At 36.3% G+C, this 17,282-nt stretch carries 16 protein-coding genes; 3 read left to right on the forward strand and 13 right to left on the reverse strand.

Annotated features, from left to right (window positions below):
- Positions 1-36: 36 nt before the first annotated feature.
- The 8 genes from ERK18_RS04120 to ERK18_RS04155 form a co-directional block, all read right to left on the reverse strand.
- Positions 37-678, reverse strand: coding sequence for a hypothetical protein (locus ERK18_RS04120; RefSeq protein ID WP_187154429.1), 642 nt, complete (start codon positions 676-678; stop codon positions 37-39).
- Positions 679-812: 134 nt separating this feature from the next.
- Entirely contained in the window at positions 813-1,394 is a 582-nt protein-coding gene (locus ERK18_RS04125; protein ID WP_187154430.1) for a hypothetical protein, read from the reverse strand.
- A 153-nt stretch (positions 1,395-1,547) separates the two neighbouring features.
- A complete protein-coding gene (tpiA, locus tag ERK18_RS04130; protein WP_187154431.1) occupies positions 1,548-2,303 on the reverse strand; it encodes a triose-phosphate isomerase in 756 nt (251 codons plus the stop codon).
- 24 nt (positions 2,304-2,327) lie between these two features.
- Positions 2,328-3,539, reverse strand: coding sequence for a phosphoglycerate kinase (locus ERK18_RS04135; RefSeq protein ID WP_174794321.1), 1,212 nt, complete (start codon positions 3,537-3,539; stop codon positions 2,328-2,330).
- A gap of 107 nt (positions 3,540-3,646) precedes the next feature.
- Positions 3,647-4,663, reverse strand: coding sequence for a type I glyceraldehyde-3-phosphate dehydrogenase (gene gap, locus ERK18_RS04140; protein ID WP_187154432.1), 1,017 nt, complete (start codon positions 4,661-4,663; stop codon positions 3,647-3,649).
- Positions 4,664-4,726: 63 nt separating this feature from the next.
- On the reverse strand, positions 4,727-5,758 hold the full coding sequence (locus tag ERK18_RS04145) for a sugar-binding domain-containing protein (RefSeq protein WP_187154433.1): 1,032 nt from the start codon (positions 5,756-5,758) through the stop codon (positions 4,727-4,729).
- Between the two features lie 422 nt (positions 5,759-6,180).
- A complete protein-coding gene (gene argF, locus ERK18_RS04150; RefSeq protein WP_187154434.1) occupies positions 6,181-7,173 on the reverse strand; it encodes an ornithine carbamoyltransferase in 993 nt (330 codons plus the stop codon).
- Between the two features lie 245 nt (positions 7,174-7,418).
- Entirely contained in the window at positions 7,419-8,945 is a 1,527-nt protein-coding gene (locus ERK18_RS04155) for an LBA0864 family S-layer associated protein (protein WP_187154435.1), read from the reverse strand.
- A gap of 165 nt (positions 8,946-9,110) precedes the next feature.
- Between ERK18_RS04155 and ERK18_RS04160 the strand changes: the two genes are divergently transcribed.
- Both ERK18_RS04160 and ERK18_RS04165 read left to right on the forward strand, forming a co-directional pair.
- On the forward strand, positions 9,111-10,553 hold the full coding sequence (locus tag ERK18_RS04160; RefSeq protein ID WP_187154436.1) for an APC family permease: 1,443 nt from the start codon (positions 9,111-9,113) through the stop codon (positions 10,551-10,553).
- An 80-nt stretch (positions 10,554-10,633) separates the two neighbouring features.
- Positions 10,634-11,080 carry a Fur family transcriptional regulator gene (locus tag ERK18_RS04165; protein WP_261982430.1) on the forward strand — a complete coding sequence of 149 codons (447 nt, stop codon included), beginning with the start codon at positions 10,634-10,636 and terminating at the stop codon, positions 11,078-11,080.
- A 163-nt stretch (positions 11,081-11,243) separates the two neighbouring features.
- On the opposite strand, the gene ERK18_RS04170 is transcribed toward ERK18_RS04165, so the two are convergent.
- Positions 11,244-12,956, reverse strand: coding sequence for an SH3-like domain-containing protein (locus tag ERK18_RS04170; protein WP_390885854.1), 1,713 nt, complete (start codon positions 12,954-12,956; stop codon positions 11,244-11,246).
- Between the two features lie 160 nt (positions 12,957-13,116).
- On the opposite strand from ERK18_RS04170, the gene clpP reads away from it, so the two are divergent.
- Positions 13,117-13,701, forward strand: coding sequence for an ATP-dependent Clp endopeptidase proteolytic subunit ClpP (clpP, locus tag ERK18_RS04175; RefSeq protein WP_034977497.1), 585 nt, complete (start codon positions 13,117-13,119; stop codon positions 13,699-13,701).
- A 58-nt stretch (positions 13,702-13,759) separates the two neighbouring features.
- Here the strand turns inward: clpP and whiA are convergent, their stop codons facing one another.
- The 4 genes from whiA to ERK18_RS04195 form a co-directional block, all read right to left on the reverse strand.
- Complete coding sequence (gene whiA / locus ERK18_RS04180) at positions 13,760-14,695, reverse strand: DNA-binding protein WhiA (RefSeq protein ID WP_187154439.1); 936 nt, start codon at positions 14,693-14,695, stop codon at positions 13,760-13,762.
- 5 nt (positions 14,696-14,700) lie between these two features.
- Entirely contained in the window at positions 14,701-15,726 is a 1,026-nt protein-coding gene (locus ERK18_RS04185; protein ID WP_187154440.1) for a gluconeogenesis factor YvcK family protein, read from the reverse strand.
- Between the two features lie 4 nt (positions 15,727-15,730).
- Positions 15,731-16,609, reverse strand: a complete 879-nt coding sequence (gene rapZ, locus ERK18_RS04190) for an RNase adapter RapZ (protein WP_187154441.1) — start codon at positions 16,607-16,609, stop codon at positions 15,731-15,733.
- A 90-nt stretch (positions 16,610-16,699) separates the two neighbouring features.
- Positions 16,700-17,242: an HdeD family acid-resistance protein gene (locus ERK18_RS04195; RefSeq protein WP_046331877.1), complete on the reverse strand. Its 543-nt coding sequence runs from the start codon at positions 17,240-17,242 to the stop codon at positions 16,700-16,702.
- Between the last annotated feature and the right edge of the window lie 40 nt (positions 17,243-17,282).

Raw genomic sequence — 17,282 nt, forward strand, 5'->3', positions numbered from 1 at the left:
CCATTTAAAACCAGTTTTTAATTCTAAAATATATATTTACTTTTTCTGATATTGATTAAAAACAGGAGCATATGTCTCATTCTTAAAATGATAATTCTGATATTTCTGTGCTAATTTTGGTGAACGGTAAAATTGATCATAGATTTCACCAGTCTTAGGATTAGCTTCAAACATTACTTTCTGGGTTTTACCGTCAATTTTTTTATTTTGTAAACTGAAAGCATATCCTATTTTAATATTATTTTCATCAATCGGACTAAAAACTATCCACTTTTTATTTTTTAAATTTTTAGTTGTTACTCGTCCCAATTTTTTGAATATTTTATTGTGTTTTGTAAACCAACTGTGAGGCATTTGCCATAAGTATTTATTAGTACCTTTAACTTTGCCGACCGAAACTAATTCAACGTATTCTCCAGTCCAAGGAGTGTTGAAACCATTTTTCTTAATAATCATGTTGCTTAAGTGACCATGTGTATTACTAAACCACCTGCCCCGCCATGATCGTGGAAATTTGAAATCTCTTTTAAAGCCATACTTAGTTTTATTACTGATTTTCTTAACGGATTTTTGCACCTTAATAGTCTGAGCTTGATTTGTCTGGCTATTAATAATTCCACCTGCTGCAGCTAAAGCAATTACTGTTGCTGTCCAAATAGCAGTTTTACGAAATTTCATAGTATTGACTCCTTACTATAATTTTTACCTCATATTATGGACAGGTATTTTCCTTATTGCAAACGATATCATTAAAAGTAAACAAAAAGCCACTATGAATAGTGACCTCGATTACTTAGGAAAAATGCATGAAATTACCTTTCTCCGTATCTTTTTAGCTCTTTAGGCTTATGACCTCCATATTTTTTAGCCAGCTTGCGTGTTTTCCAATAAACATTAGTAATTCTAAATGAGGAGGCAGTTCTATCAATTAAAACCTTATGTCCTTTGTAATGATATAAGCCAAGACTCTCACCAGATAAAACCGGACTTACCCACGGATACATGGATATGTATTTTATCCCCTTATCTTTTTTAAACTTTACTGGATAATATATTCTCGACCAGTTCCGCGCCGCCTTTGGTATTTTGGTACCTTTAAAATTAGCTTCTTGCTTATGCAATGGACTCCCGGCAATCGTGTGGGCAGTAATCTTTATCTTATCAATTTTCTTTGATTTAATTCCATTGATGTCAAAATACTTGCCATACCATGTGCCGCGCATTTTTTTAGGTACAGTAAATTTTCCTAGGTCTCCCTTAACAAGTTTTGCCTCTACAACATTATTAAAATCCGCAAAATTACTATTACTTTGACTAACACAAAATCCTAAAATTAGCATTCCCAAGAGTGCTACTAATATTTCTGCTAGTTTAAAATTGACTTTCTTTTTCATTTCACTGCTCATTTTATTATTTATATATTCATTACTTATGAATTTATGGTATTTTATATTTTATTAAAAATCAAGCATAAACTAAATATCTTTTGAACAAACAAAAAAAGTTTCTGCAAATTGCAGAAACTTTTTGTTAAATTGCATTTAAAATTAATCTTGGTAGTTTACTAATTCCAAGAAGGAATCTGGTTTAAGTGAAGCACCGCCAACTAAACCACCATCAATATCAGGTTTAGCCATTAATTCTTTAACATTGCCTGGATTTACAGAACCACCATATTGAATTCTAACATTCTCAGCAGTTTCTTCATTGTACAAATCCTTGACAGTATCACGAATAGTCTTGCACATTTCTTCAGCTTGATCTGAACTGGCAGTCTTACCGGTTCCAATAGCCCAGATTGGTTCATAGGCAATAACTAAACTGGCAACCTGATCCGCAGATAAGCCAGCAAGTGTAGCCTTGATTTGACTAACTACCCAATCTTCTTGCTTATTAGCCTCACGTGTTTCAAGTGATTCGCCACAGCAAATAATTGGGGTAATATCATTAGCAAATAAAGCTTTAGCCTTCTTATTAATGTCTTCGTCTGTTTCGTGGAAATAGCCGCGACGTTCTGAGTGACCAATAATACAATAATTCATGCCCATTTCTTTTAAAACTTTAGGTGAGGTTTCACCAGTGAAGGCACCTTCATCTTCGAAATAAGCATTTTCGGCACCGACCCTTAATTCAGAGCCTTTTGCAGCTTGAGCTAAACTTTCAAGGTCAACAGCTGGAGCACAAATCAAAGCTTCAACTTTACTTGCTTCTGGCAATTTATCCTTTACAGCAGCAACAAATTCCTTTGTTTGCTTTGGATTCATATGTAATTTCCAGTTACCAGCAATAATTGGTGTACGCATGTAAATAATGTCCTTTCTTAAAGTTTATTTGTCTGAAATGCAGGCAATTCCTGGTAATTCCTTACCTTCAAGGTACTGCAAGGAAGCACCACCACCAGTTGAGATGTGGGTAATCTTAGGAGCAATACCAAGTTGTTTAGCAGCAGCAGTAGAATCACCACCACCGATAATAGTAGTAGCATCAGTTAAATCAGCAAGAGCCTTACCAACTTCTAACGTGCCTTCAGCAAAGTTTGACATTTCAAAGGCACCCATTGGTCCGTTCCAAACAACAGTCTTGGCATCTTTTAAAACATCCTTAAACTTAGCAACAGTTTTAGGACCGATATCAAGACCCATCATGTTTTCTGGGATATCATCACCGACAACTTTACGGGCAGCATCGTTTGAAAATTCAGTTGCTGCAACGTTGTCAACAGGTAATACAATCTTGCCATCAGCGTCTTTTAACAATTTTTTAGCAAGATCAACCTTATCTGGTTCAAACAAAGATTTGCCAATTTCATGGCCTTGGGCTGCTAAGAATGTATAAGCCATGCCGCCACCAATTAAAATGTGGTCTGATTTAGGAATAAGGTTAGTAATAACATCAATCTTGTCTGAAACCTTAGCACCACCTAAAATGGTAACAAATGGGTGTACAGGGTTAGCAACAGCATCACCTAAGAACTTGATTTCTTTTTCCATTAAGAAACCGGCAGCAACAGGCTTGCCATCCTTCTTCATGGCTTCAGCGATACCAACGTTAGAAGCGTGACTTCTGTGAGCAGTACCAAAAGCATCGTTAACGTACATGTCACCTAATGAAGCCCAGTATTCACCTAACTTAGGATCATTCTTGCTTTCACGTTTACCGAAATCATTGTCAATATCTTGGAAACGAGTGTTTTCCAAAACAGCAACGTCACCGTCTTGCATCTTGGCAACAGCGTCTTCAACTTCTTTACCTTCGTTAGCTGGAACAAAGGTAACTGGCTTCTTTAAGAGCTCGCTTAAACGGTCAGCAACTGGTTTTAATGACAATTCTTTCTTATCATCATCTGACTTTACACGTCCCAAGTGACTGAGTAAAATTGCCTTACCACCATTTTCAATGATGTAGTTAATAGTAGGAAGTGCAGCAACAATTCTGTTGTCATCGCCAATCACACCATCTTTAATTGGCACGTTAAAATCAACACGGACTAAAACCTTTTTGTCTTTTACATCAAGGTCAGAAACAATTAATTTAGCCATCTATATCCTCCGATAACTTAATTATTTTTAATTTTGAAAAAAAGGCGGAAGGAAGAATTTCCCTCCGCCTTCTCTTTTACCACTTAACAGTAATCAAATATTACAGATTAAAGAGTAGCAAATTTCAACAAAGTACGAACCATTTGGCAAGTGAATGAGTATTCATTGTCATACCAAGCAACAGTCTTAACTAATTGATTGTCACCGGCAGTAGTTACCATAGTTTGAGTTGGGTCAAAGATTGAACCAGCAGTCATACCAACTACATCACTTGAAACGATTTCGTCATCGTTGTAAGCAAATGATGGGCTTTCGTACTTCTTCAATGCTGAGTTAACTTCGTCAGCAGTAACTTTCTTGTCAAGGATTGAAACTAATTCAGTTAATGAACCATCAGTAACTGGAACACGTTGTGCGTGACCATTAACTTTACCATTCAATTCTGGAACAACAAGACCGATAGCCTTAGCAGCACCAGTTGAGTGAGGAATAATGTTAACAGCAGCAGCACGTGCTGAACGCTTGTTACCACCACGAACAGGACCATCCAAAAGCATTTGGGTTGAAGTGTAAGCGTGGATAGTAGTCATAGTAGCTACCTTGATGCCAAACTCTTTTTGCAAAGCATCAACCATTGGTGCTAATGAGTTAGTAGTACATGAACCAGCTGAAACGATCTTGTCGTTTGCATCCAAAGTGTCATCGTTTACTGAGTAAACAATAGTCTTCAAGTCATTGCCGGCAGGAGCTGAAATCAAGACTCTCTTGGCACCTGCGTCAAGGTGAGCTTGTGACTTAGCCTTGCTTGTGTAGAAACCAGTACATTCAAGAACAAAGTCAACACCATCATTCTTAACCCAAGGAATGTTTTGAGCTTGAGGTTCTGCGTATACACGGTATTTCTTGCCATCTACAACAATTGAATCTTCAGTAGCTGAAACTTCGTGGTTGAAAGTGCCATGAGTTGAGTCATATTTTAGCAAGTGTGCCAAAAGTGCTGGAGTAGTCAAGTCGTTAATAGCAACAACTTCAATATCCTTTGACTTTTCGCCCAAATCCATAATGCGACGGAATGCCAAACGACCAATACGGCCAAAGCCGTTAATACCAATTTTAACTGTCATATTCTAAAGTCCTCCTTAAGAACTATGTAAGAACTGTAAACATCAATTTATTTTAAATGAGAATTAATTCTCCTTTAAAATCTTCTCTGAGGCTCCTTCATCGGTAATTAACCAGGTTTGATGAGGAGCATTGGGCATATAAGCCTTGATTGCTTTAGCCTTGCGACCACCGCAAGCAAATGCAAATATGTGAGGTATTTTATTTAGATTCTCAAACTGCAAGCCAACCTGATGCACGCGGTCAACAATCTTTCCTTCGCCATCGAAAAAACACCCAAAACACTCGGTGACTACTTTTTTTTCACGCAACTCGGACAAACGAACTGAATCGTATCCTCTTCGTCTTGCCATGTCGTGAGCTAGTCCAATTCCGTGAATTACAACATCGGTTTGTGAAATATCTTCAAGGACATCAGTAAATGTAGATTCACGAATTAAAGATTTGTATGCAGCTGATGAAATCTGTTCTGGTAAATATAACGTTTTATATTTACCACCTGTTTCAGCAGCCATTTCTTGAACGATAGTATTACTTTGAATAGCAACATTTTCGCCCAAAGCTCCACGACCCGGTACAAATACCAGTTGTCGATTTTTACTTAAACTTTTAGACAAATTCCTAGTCGATTTTGCAAGAGCTTCACCGCCAAGAACAGTAATAATTGAATGCCCTAACGGCAAAAGAAGATCCAGAGCTGCATTAAGCTCTTCACCCATTCTCTCATAAACCAAGTCCTGTAAATCGCTATCACCCGGTACAATAATTGTCCGTTCGATACCAAGTTTACGCGCCAAATCAATTTCTGTTTTGCGAGCGTTAAACAAACGATCTATCAGTGGAGCAGCCTCCTGCAATATCTTTTTGCCCTTTTCTGTCATAAACATGCCAAAACTTTTGATCTCAATCAAACCATGATCACGAAGATATTCAGTTTCTGTTCGCACATTTCTTTCAGAAAGTCCTAGTGACTGAGCCACACTTCTGCGTCCTACTGGTGCATTAAGTGATATTTGCTCAAGAACAAGATATCTTTGTCGAAAAACTTTTAAGATGTCAGGAACGAGAGCTTCAAGCACGGGAAATTCCGAGTACATCAATATCTCTCCTTCTTCTGGGACCAAATTGACCCATTTATTGTCATTAGGTGTCCCAGATTGTCTAAAAATATATGAGAAACGTGACCTGACGCTAATCAAGTTACTCATTTCTCAATCGACAACTATAGTATAGCAACACACAAAAAATAATTCAAGTGAAATCAAACCAATTAGAAAGTCTTAATATTTTACCTAACTTTTGTTTTAAAATGTCTTACTGTCTTTTTAGTTTATCAAAGAAAAAACAATTCAATTTTTGGTTTTTTTCTGTTATACTTGTTGTTGTGCCAATTCTGGGTCCTTAGTGTAATGGATCGCACGTAAGATTCCGGTTCTTAAAATCTGAGTTCGACTCTCAGGGGACCCATAAGTAAAAAAAGAGTACCTGTTGCAATTTTCCAACAGGTACTCTTTTAGCTTTAAGCTAATAAATTTTGTAAAGCTTTTTGGCTTTCATTATTAAGTTGGCCTTTAAGCAGATAAGTGAATACTGCCCTCATCGCTGTTTTTTTGTTGGCAGCTTGCTGCCAGACAATTGATTTTTCACCGTCAAGCACAGCAGCTGTCACTTCTTCACCTCTGTTTGCAGGCAGACAGTGCATAAACTTAACAGCGGGATTATTTGTTTTAGTTAATAACTCATCATTAACTTGGTATTTAGGATAAAAAATCTTCATGTATTCTTCTTTATCAAGCTCTTGCTCATACAGACCATACCAGACATCTGTATATACAAAATCAGCATTTTCTAAAACTTTTTCGTCATCAGATAGTGTAATCGTGCCACCATTTTCCTGCGCTAACTTCTTCGCTTTATCATAAACGGCTGAAGGAACCCACTTTGATCTTGGACCATATTGGACAAAGTGCATCCCCATTTGTGCACACAAAAATAGAGCAGAAACAGTAATTTGTGTGGCATCTCCTACAAAAACCAGCTTAACATCAGATAGTTTCTTTCCTTGAGGCAAAAATTCCTTGATTGTAATTAAATCTCCAAGGGCTTGTGTTGGATGATCATTATCACTCATAAAATTAACTACGGGTGCAGGCGAATTTTGAGCAATTTCAACAATATCTTCATGACTGGCAGTTCTAACTCCAATGATATCAACCAGATCACCTAGGGCATGACTCGTATCAGCTAAGCCTTCATGACCATTTTCTCCCAATTGAATTTGACCAGGTGCTAAATACAATGCGTGACCTCCAAGTTCAGTCATTGCAGTTTCAGCTGAACAGCGTGTTCTTGTAGACACCTGATCAAAAATCATACCCAGACTTTTTCCTTTTAATAACGATGGATAATATCCATGATTAATGGTTGCTTCAATTTTAATACCGAGTTCAGCTAAATATTGCATTTCTTCTTTTGAAAAGCTACAAGTATCAATAAAGTCTCTTTTAACCAAAAAATTCTCCTTAAAATAACTTCTATTTATGTTGTTGCGTACCATAATACAGGAAACTGGTTTCTTTTGAAATTAATTGGGGTCGAATATAGAAAGTCTTAATTACTTTTAAAACATTTTAAAGTAAAAGTTGAAGTATAAATTTTAGCACTAAACTCATAATTGATAGTATTTTTCATTTATATCAAGTTCAAAAATGATAGACAAAAAAGCAGCTTGATAATCAAGCTGCTCAGTAAATAATTTTAATTCGTATTACCGGCTGTTAATTCTCCTCTTTGAGCAAACTCAACATAAAGCTTATTGCCATATGAGGACAGCCCTTCAATTTCACGTCTAACATTCAAATGATGGGTCTTCTTAAATGTACCATCTTTATCAACTTTGAAGATGTAATCATTAAAGCCAACATAGAATTGACTGTGCTTTTGATCATAAGTGAATCCTTGAACTGGCGAATGATTGCTTACAAAGTTGCCTTTCGTAGCGCCAACTTCAACTGGAGTCCAAGTGTCACCACTGCGAGTAACTTTCCAATATTCATAATAACCGTGGCCACCATTATGGAACAGGCAATACATTGTATTGTCACCGGCAAATGTAGCATTGTGAATGTATCTTGGATTACCATAGTTAGAAATTCTAAAGGTCCAAATTTGATTAATCTTCATGTCTGACTTACGGATTTGTAAGATTTCTTCAGAAGCATCTGAATTGCTTGAAGTATTATTATTGGCAATTACGTAAACATATTTAGATGATGAACCAATAGCCTGGCCATGTCCTAATTTAACATAAGGACTGACTTTAATATGTGATGCATATTTCTTAAAAGTTGACCAGTTTAGGGTTAATAAGTTTTGAGCCTTAAACTTGTTAATGTGTTTTAAGTCATAAGAAACTAAGTGACCGTTTTGAGCTTTGCTAGAGTTAAAGACCGCAACAGTAAAGTTTGAGCCATGAACAGTGATGCCTTCTGGAATAACACCTACTTGCCCCATTTTGTCGCCAGCCTTGTGATAGTCAAGACTTACAAACCGGGGCTGGAACAACTTGGTTTTTAACGTTAATCCATTAGCTCTAAAAGTATTGGATCTGGTTTCAGGGGTATAGTGATGAGCTGCATTCCAATTTCTGGATGAAGACTTGGAACTACCCTTCCAAGTTGTAACTTCCTTTGGACCCTTCTTAGGGGTTTTATTGGCTCTTGCGATACCTTCGTTTTTGTCAGAGCGAACAGTCACAGCAACACTGGCTTTAGCCTTGCCATAACTGTAATTAACAGTAGTTTTTCCTGGTGTGCCCGAATTAATCTTAGATTTAGATACATTAACTTTACTTGCGTCAACGGCTGTTCCGGCACTATCAGTCACATAATTAATCGCATCTTTAGTATTAAATGAATATTGATTATTTTGTACTAAACTAACTTTATTAGCTACTGAAATTTTATTTCTAGCAAAAAAGTTTTGGTTAACCCAGCCAACTGTACGACCATCAACAATTATTTTCCAAAACTTGCCCTTTTTAGTGTTAATTGACTTCTTTGACTGAATCTGTGCATGTTTGAAATACTTCGTCGATGTAAATTTTCCAGATGGTCCTTTCTTCGAAGCATGATGATAAACGGCATAGTTGCCTTTACCAGCTATCTTAGTGACAGCCTTATGATAACTTTTAGCAGAAATGTATGAATTATTACTCCCAACAAATAAACCAACTGCGGCTATCGTTCCAGCAACCAGCAGCGTGTTTTTAAATCTTTTTTTCATTAAAGCTTACAACCCTTCTTTTATAATATAATAACAGTTTTGCACTCTTTCAGGCATAAATCAATAATTACCGCCGTTATAAAAAATAAACTACTTTTTATTAGATTTTTAGAATCATTTAAGCTAAAATAATAAAATTGTTATCTTATATAAGGGAGTAGTTTCATGGGTGAAACACCAAATAATTCTAAAAAGATGATGTGGACAACACTGGCAACTATGGCTTTCTCGATAGTATGGAGCTTTGGTAATGTTGTCAACGGATTTATATATTTCGATGGCACAAAGGTAATTTTTAGCTGGATAGTTATTTTCCTGCTTTTCTTTATCCCTTATGCCCTAATGGTTGGTGAACTAGGGTCTGTTTTTAAAGATTCTGAAGGTGGTGTGGCTTCTTGGATTAACGCCACCATTGGACCAAAATGGGCCTATTATGCTGGTTGGACCTTTTGGGCGGTTCACGTAGTTTACATTTCCAGTAAAGGTACAGGTGGCTTAAGAGGCATGGCCTGGGGCATATTTGGAAATACTAATTGGTATGACAGCCTGCCAACTGCTTGGACACAACTAGCTACACTAGTAGTCTTTTTATTCTTCTGCTGGGTAGCCAGTCGAGGAATTCCAGTAATTAAAACTTTGTCGACAATTGCTGGTACTTCAATGTTCATCATGTCAATTTTATTTATTATCATGATGTTTGCGGCGCCAATGATTAATCCGCACGCTAATTTCAATACTGTAAACTGGAATTGGCAAAACTTTGTACCAGATTTTAACATTAAGTATTTTACTTCTCTTTCTATTTTAGTATTTGCTGTCGGTGGCGCAGAGAAGATTTCGCCATATGTTAATAAATTAAAAAATCCTTCAAAGAATTTTCCAAAAGCGATGTTGGGCTTGGCCGGAATGGTAATGATTTCTGCTATTTTGGGCACAATTGCTTTAGCATTAATGTTTGATCCAAAGACCGTTAATGGCAATTTGAATGAATACATTTCAAACGGTCCTTACATTGCCTTTCAAAAATTGGGTGAATATTATGGCGTTGGTGGATTATTCCTCTACATCTATGCCTGGTGCAATGTTATCGGTCAATTTTCCGCACTGGTTATAAGTATTGATGCTCCTTTAAGAATGCTGTTAGGCGGCAAAGAAGCTAAAGACTTCATTCCTAAAAAGCTCTTAAAAGTCAACAAACATGGTGCCTACATTAACGGTATTTGGATGATTGTTATTCTTTCTGGTGGAATTATAGCACTTCAAGCCGTTATGCCTGATGCACAAGCAGTAATGGCGCAATTGGTTAAACTTAATTCAATTGTAATGCCAATGCGGTATCTATGGGTTTTCATTGCATATTTGGCCTTACGGAAACAACATGAAAAGTTCCACACGGGTTTTGATAACTACCAAATGACCAAGCACCAATGGCTGGCATATATAGCTGGCTTTTGGGGACTAGCTGTTACGATTGCATGCTGTTTAATGGGGATGTATTCATCAGATCCGTTCACGCTATGCTTAAATATTGCTACACCGGTAGTACTACTGCTACTTGGATTGATTATGCCGACTATCAGACGCCACCAAGAAGAAAAAATTAATTAAATAAAATCGCCTTGCTTAAGGCGGTTTTTTCTTCACCAAAAATGCTAAACTATAACTAAATAATAAAGGAGATGAGAACTTTGCCTAATTTTCATGATGATGCTGAGGACTTGCTACGTAGCCACCACTTAAAAGCTACTAAGCCACGCTTAAGAATATTAGAATACTTAATGGCACATCACAATCATCCTACTGCCGCCACAATTTTTACAGCTATTAGTGGAAACGAACCTACTTATCGTGCTACAGTTTATAATACTCTAAACAAATTGGTTGATGCCGGAATTGTAATTGAAATAAAAAATGGTGATGATTCTCTACACTACGATTATTTTGTCAAGCCCCACTTTCATATTATCTGTAAAAAGTGTGGCAAAATTGCTGACGTCTATTATCCTGAATTTGATACAATTGAAAACCGCATGAGAACAGAAGCCGAAAAGCAAACTGGGTTCGTCACATCCTCTAGCCATGTTGAAATATACGGTATCTGTCCTGAATGCCAAAAGAAAGAAAAAAAGAGCTGAAGCTCTTTTTACTTATGCCTGGAATTAGTCGGGTCACTTTCTCTATTGAGGTATCTTAGGGTTAAATACGCTTGCTTTTTGGAGCCTGTATTACATATAAATTTATTAGTAAATAAGCAAAAAAATAAGAGCATTTTAACTCTTATTTTGAATAATTTTTGTTCTAATTAATATTTGTGCTTACGAGTAACTCAGCTCTTTGAGCTAAATTAACATATAACTTATTATCACTTACTGATAGTCCCTCGATTTCACGACCAGTATCAAATGAATAAGTATCCTTTATTTTACCGTTGCGTCCAATCTTAAAGATTAAATCATTAAAGGCTAAATAAAAGTTTTTGTTTTTAGCATCATAGGTAAAGCCCTGTACTGGAGCGTTGTTATTAACAAAGTTGCCATCAGTTTTTCCTACTAACTTTGGATACCAGTTATCACCGGTACGAGTAAATTCCCAGTATTCATAGCAATTATTTTCTGTGTCATGATAAATTGTATACATATCATAGTCAGAAACTATTACACCATTTTGGAAATAACGCGAACTCTTTCCATCATCGATCCAAGTTTTAATTGTCCAAATTTTATTAATCTGCAAGTCACTTTTACGTATTTGAATTAATTCTTCAGAATCATTTGTATCTTTCAAAGTATTGTCATTGTTTAAAACATAAATGTATTTGTCACTTGAGCCCATAGCTTGTCCGTGACCGATTGGAATATACGGACTAACTTTGATATGTTTAACGTAATTGTTAAACTTCTTCTGGGTCATATCAAGCAAATGTTGTGAATTATAGGGATTGGTCAATTTGTTCAAATCATAACCAACAATATGACCTGACATTAAATCTGTATGGCTCAAAAGACTTGTGTATGTCCAACCATCAGAAACGGTTACTCCTTCGGGAATATGTCCGACACGGTTAATGTTATCATCAGTTGGATCGGCAACACTTAGTAAAACCGGTTGATAAAACTTGGTTTTCAGTGTCAAATTGCCACTAGTTAAAGTATGTTTACTATCTTCTGGACTATACTCTGTTGGACTAAGATAGTTTAAGGATGAACCATAATGAGTTTTCCATGCTTGATAATCATTTGTGCCTGGCTGAGCTTGGAAGGAATTAAATGTATCTGCATCAACAACACCCTCTTTAGTGCTCTTCCTAACCGTTACTTTGACTGTGACAGTTGTGCCTCCATAAATATATTTCACTTTATATGTTTTAGGAGTACCACAATTTATACTATCTTTAGAAACAATTACCTGACTATTGTCAATTACAGTTCCCATGCTATTTGTAACATATGAAATTGCATCTTTTGTTGAAAAGTTATAAAACTCATTGCGAACTAAAGTAACAGTCTTAGGAACAGCAATTTTGTTTCTGTCAAAGTAATTTTCATTTACATAACCTACTTCACGACCATTAACATAAATACGCCAATAGCGATATTTCTTGGTTTCGATCAGTTGATCCGACTGAATATGGCTGTACTGAAAATTAATGCCATCAGCTACTTTAGTACTAACTTTGCCGTCTTTAACTTCTTTCCAAACCTTATAGTTTTTGTTACCGGCAACTTTTGTCATCATAGCAAAACCAGTAACAACCTGTTTTGGCTTAGGCTTAGGTTTAGTATTATCTTGGTTATCTGTACCATTTTGATTAGTTTGACCAGATTTATTGGTATCAGTATTATCAGAATTTGCATCAGTTGAGCTGTTCGATGATTTATTATTATCATCTTGAACTGGCGGCTGAGTGCTACTGGAATCTGCCGCAACTGATGTAGTTGAAAAACCGGTATAGATCAATAGTCCGGCAACTATAGTCAGCAAATAGGTTATTATTTTCTTACAAAGCTTCAAAATATATCCTCCAATATTTAAGTTTACCTTTAAATTATATAATAAAAACCTCATTAAAAAGAATACAAAATTAATACACTTTCATTGACAGCACGTAATGTAAGTGATTTAATTAGCACTGTACTTGATAGAGTGCTAATTATATTTAGGAGGTAGAAAGATGCTTGTACCTACAGTTATTGAACAAACTGCTCGCGGCGAACGCGCATATGACATATATTCACGTTTATTGAAAGACAGAATCATCATGCTAAGTGGTGAAATTAACGATGATATGGCAAATTCAATTATTGCACAATTACTATTTCTTGATGCTCAAGACAACACCAAGGACATTTCACTTTACATTAACTCACCTGGCGGTGTAATCACTTCTGGTTTGGCAATCATGGATACCATGAACTTTATTAAATCAGATGTTTCAACCATTGCTATCGGTATGGCAGCCTCTATGGCTTCCATTTTACTGACTAGTGGTGCAAAAGGTAAACGTTTTGCATTACCTAATTCAACTGTCCTAATTCACCAGCCTTTAGGTGGTGCTCAAGGTCAGCAAACTGATATTCAAATTGCAGCCAATGAGATTTTAAAGAGCCGTGAAAAGATTAATCGTATTTTACATGAAACTACTGGCCAACCTTTAGAAAAGATTCAAAAGGATACTGAGCGCGATAACTACATGACAGCTCAACAAGCTAAAGACTATGGTTTAATCGATGAAATTATGGTTAACCAAAAGAAATAAACGTTAGCAATCAGCTTGTATTAAAGAAGAAGTCCATCCGCATGGATGGGTTTCTTTTTTATTTCTTTATGTTTTCTGCTATATCATGAATTTTTTTAAAACGATGATTGACTCCTGATTTTGATATTGGACCGTCCGGAACTTGCTGTGCTATTTCTTTGAGTGAAAGTTCCGGTTCATCTAATCTTAGTCTAGCTAAACCCCGCAATTTTTCAGGAATATTCTCTAAGCCAATTTTGCGCTCAATTAGTTCAATGTCTTCAACCTGCTTGGCTGCAGCATTAGCCGTCTTTTTTAAATTGGCTGTATCACAATTAACAAGCCGATTGACAGAATTCCGCATATCACGCATAATACGCAGATCCTCGAAAGACAGCATTGCATTTAAGGCTCCAACGATATGTAAAAAGTCACCAATTTTTTCGGCTTCTTTTAGGTATACAATATAACCCCGTCGCCTTTTCGTACTTTTAGCATTTAAATTAAAGCGATCATTCATAATCTTGAGTAGGTCATCATTATGATCTTGATAAATAGAATAAATCTCTAAATGATATCGACTGGTATTAGGATTATTCACACTACCACTGGCTAAAAAAGCGCCCCTAAGGTATGACATTGCCCCTTCACGTGATTTAATAATCCTCTCTGGAATTCTAGTAATTAAATTTAACGTAGGCGATAAAATTTCTAAATTATTCAGTATTTCTTTAACATGATTTTGCAGTCGTACCAAATACTGGTTATTTTTCTTAAGCTTCATTTTGCGTGAAACTATTAGTTGTGGTTCCACTTTATACGCAGTCTTTATTAGTGAAAATATCCGTCTGGCAATTGCAGGGTTTTCAGTAGTAATATCAAGGCTAAACTGATGCTCGTGAAAATTTAAAACGCCATTCATACGCAAACAAGCAGCCAATTCTGCTTTAGCATGTTCAGGGTGAATTGGCAATGAGGTCAACTCTTTTTTCACATTACTTGCATAGCTAGCCATTATTCTTATTCCTTCCTGCGAGTCATTGCGGCATATGCCAAATTGATGATTTCCTTAGCTACTTTCCTGCCATCATGAAAAACTAAGCCACTATGTTGGTCAATAAAATCATCAGTGATCACGCGGCAACCCTGCTCACGTAACCCCTTGAAATCGTTTTTAACGGGTTCAAGATAGGCATCATAATCTTTAGGATTAAACTTGGACATGTCTATTTTGGCGCCGTTGACCAATGTCGTTTTAATATAATGTCCCCCGAGATGGGCATTGATTACTCTGACATGGTCACAATCTGAAAAGTGATCCGTTTCGCCTAGCTGAGTCATGATATTGCAAATATATATTACTTCTGCATTTGTTTTTTTGACTGCTTCTGCTAAATTAGGAATCATCAGATTAGGCAAAATTGAAGTAAACAAACTCCCAGGTCCTAAGACTACAGCATCAGCATTTTTAATTGCCTCTAAAACAGGTGGTACGGCTTCTGGTTCAGACTTGGAGTTTGTATTAGTAACCCACACCCGTTTAATTCTTTTATCCTTATCAGTAATTTCTTTTTCACCAGCTTGAATGGAACCATCAACAAACTCAGCGTTAAGCGTTAAGGGCTCATTAGAAGCTGGGAAAATATGTCCGTCCACTTTCATCATTTTAGATAAAGACTGGACAGCATCAAAAATGTTGCCGTGCATTTCATTCAAAGCGGCAATAATCAAATTACCAATGGCATGACCAGAGAAAAAGGAATCGGAAGAATCAAAACGGTATTGAAAAACGTCTTTTTCTTCTTGGGATATTTCACTTAACGAAACCAAGACATTACGGATATCACCCGGGGGAACAACGTTAATAAAGTTGCGTATTGAACCAGAAGAACCACCGTCATCTGATACCGTTACAATTGCTGTGATATCAGCATTTTGCTCTTTGAGTGCATTCAAAACAACAGGCAAACCGGTACCGCCACCAATAACCACAACCTGGGGTCTCCTGCTTTTACTGGTATGATTTGCTTTTTCATCAAATGTCATATAATCACCTATTTCTAGTGTAACGACTGATTTCGCGATGGGTTAGGTCAACCGTGTAATCTTCAGCCAAATCTTTGGCTAATTGGTTTGCAATTGCAACGCTACGGTGCTGTCCACCTGTACAACCAATGGCAATAGTCAACTTGCTTTTACCTTCTTTGATATAACCTGGTAAAGCATCTTTTAACAAGTCCAAAAATTTTTGATAAAAGCTGCGCGTTTCCTTTTTTTCCATCACATAATTGAAAACTCTCTTATCAAGGCCAGTAAAAGGGCGCAATTCCGGTATGTAAAATGGATTAGGCAAAAATCTGACATCCATCACAATATCAGCATCAATCGGTATACCATATTTAAAGCCAAATGATAATACTTCAATTGAAAAAGGTTGTTTATGCTGTTTGCTAAACCTATTTGCCAGTTCTTGTTTCAATTCTTTAGGACTTAAATTAGAAGTATCAATTATGTCATTTGCCCGACTCTTAATGCTGGTTAAAATTCGTCTTTCTTCCTGAATACCATCAAGTAAGCGACCATTATTGGCTAATGGCGGAACACGCCTTGTTTCTTTATAACGTGCAACTAAAGTATTATCTGCAGCATCTAGAAAAATAATTCTGGTTTGGACAGTACCATTGTCTTCCAGCGAATTAATTTCATTATCAAGATCTTTATAAAATCGTCTAACACGTAAATCAATTACAACTGCTACTTTAGTAAAATCATCCGAATTAACAATTAAGTCCCAAAAACTAGATAAAAGCGATGGAGGTAAATTATCAACCACAAAATAGCCCATATCTTCTAAAGCATGAGAAGCCACGGTTTTCCCTGCACCACTCATGCCTGTAACAATCAGTAGCTGCTTTTTATGCTTAGCCATTTTCGCTGACCTCCTATTACTAAAATTATAACATACCAGGTGTTTCATTACTTTTTTGGCAAAAAAAAAGTTCAAATGAACTTTTTAAATTTATCTGTTGACAAATGCTGCAATTATCTGATTAATACCAAAGATTAGCAACCAGAAGGAAACTAGCCAAATCAATGTTAAAGCTGACAACGCTGGATTAAACATCAAACTAATTGCTATCAGTAGCCCTAAGATATTTAATATTAAATTGAGCCAAAAGAAAAAGGTAGAAATCTTTCTCATATTCCATGAAAAAATGATCCCGGAAATTGAATCAAATAAGAACCAAAAGGCAAACAAATAAGCAATTGTTAAGCCAGCAGCATCGTAGGAATAGAGAAATAAGATTCCGACGATAATATCAAGCACCCCTGAAACAATCGACAACCAACTGGAAGGGATAAAATACCGAAAACGACTGTAGAATACCAACCACACGAATCCCTGAACAATAGACACAATAGCAAAAAGCAATACAAAGGCATGAAGTGCTTTACCAGGGTGACGCAATAAGAACAGCCCGGCAATTACCATTAAAATACCAGAGATAAATGCTGCCCAATTAAACCCGCGATTTTCTCTGTAACTAGAAAAATTATCCATTTCTATTCCTCCTTGCGCTTTATTGTACACTTTATCGCAA

The sequence above is a fragment of the Lactobacillus kimbladii genome (assembly GCF_014323605.1).
Taxonomy (GTDB): domain Bacteria; phylum Bacillota; class Bacilli; order Lactobacillales; family Lactobacillaceae; genus Lactobacillus; species Lactobacillus kimbladii_B.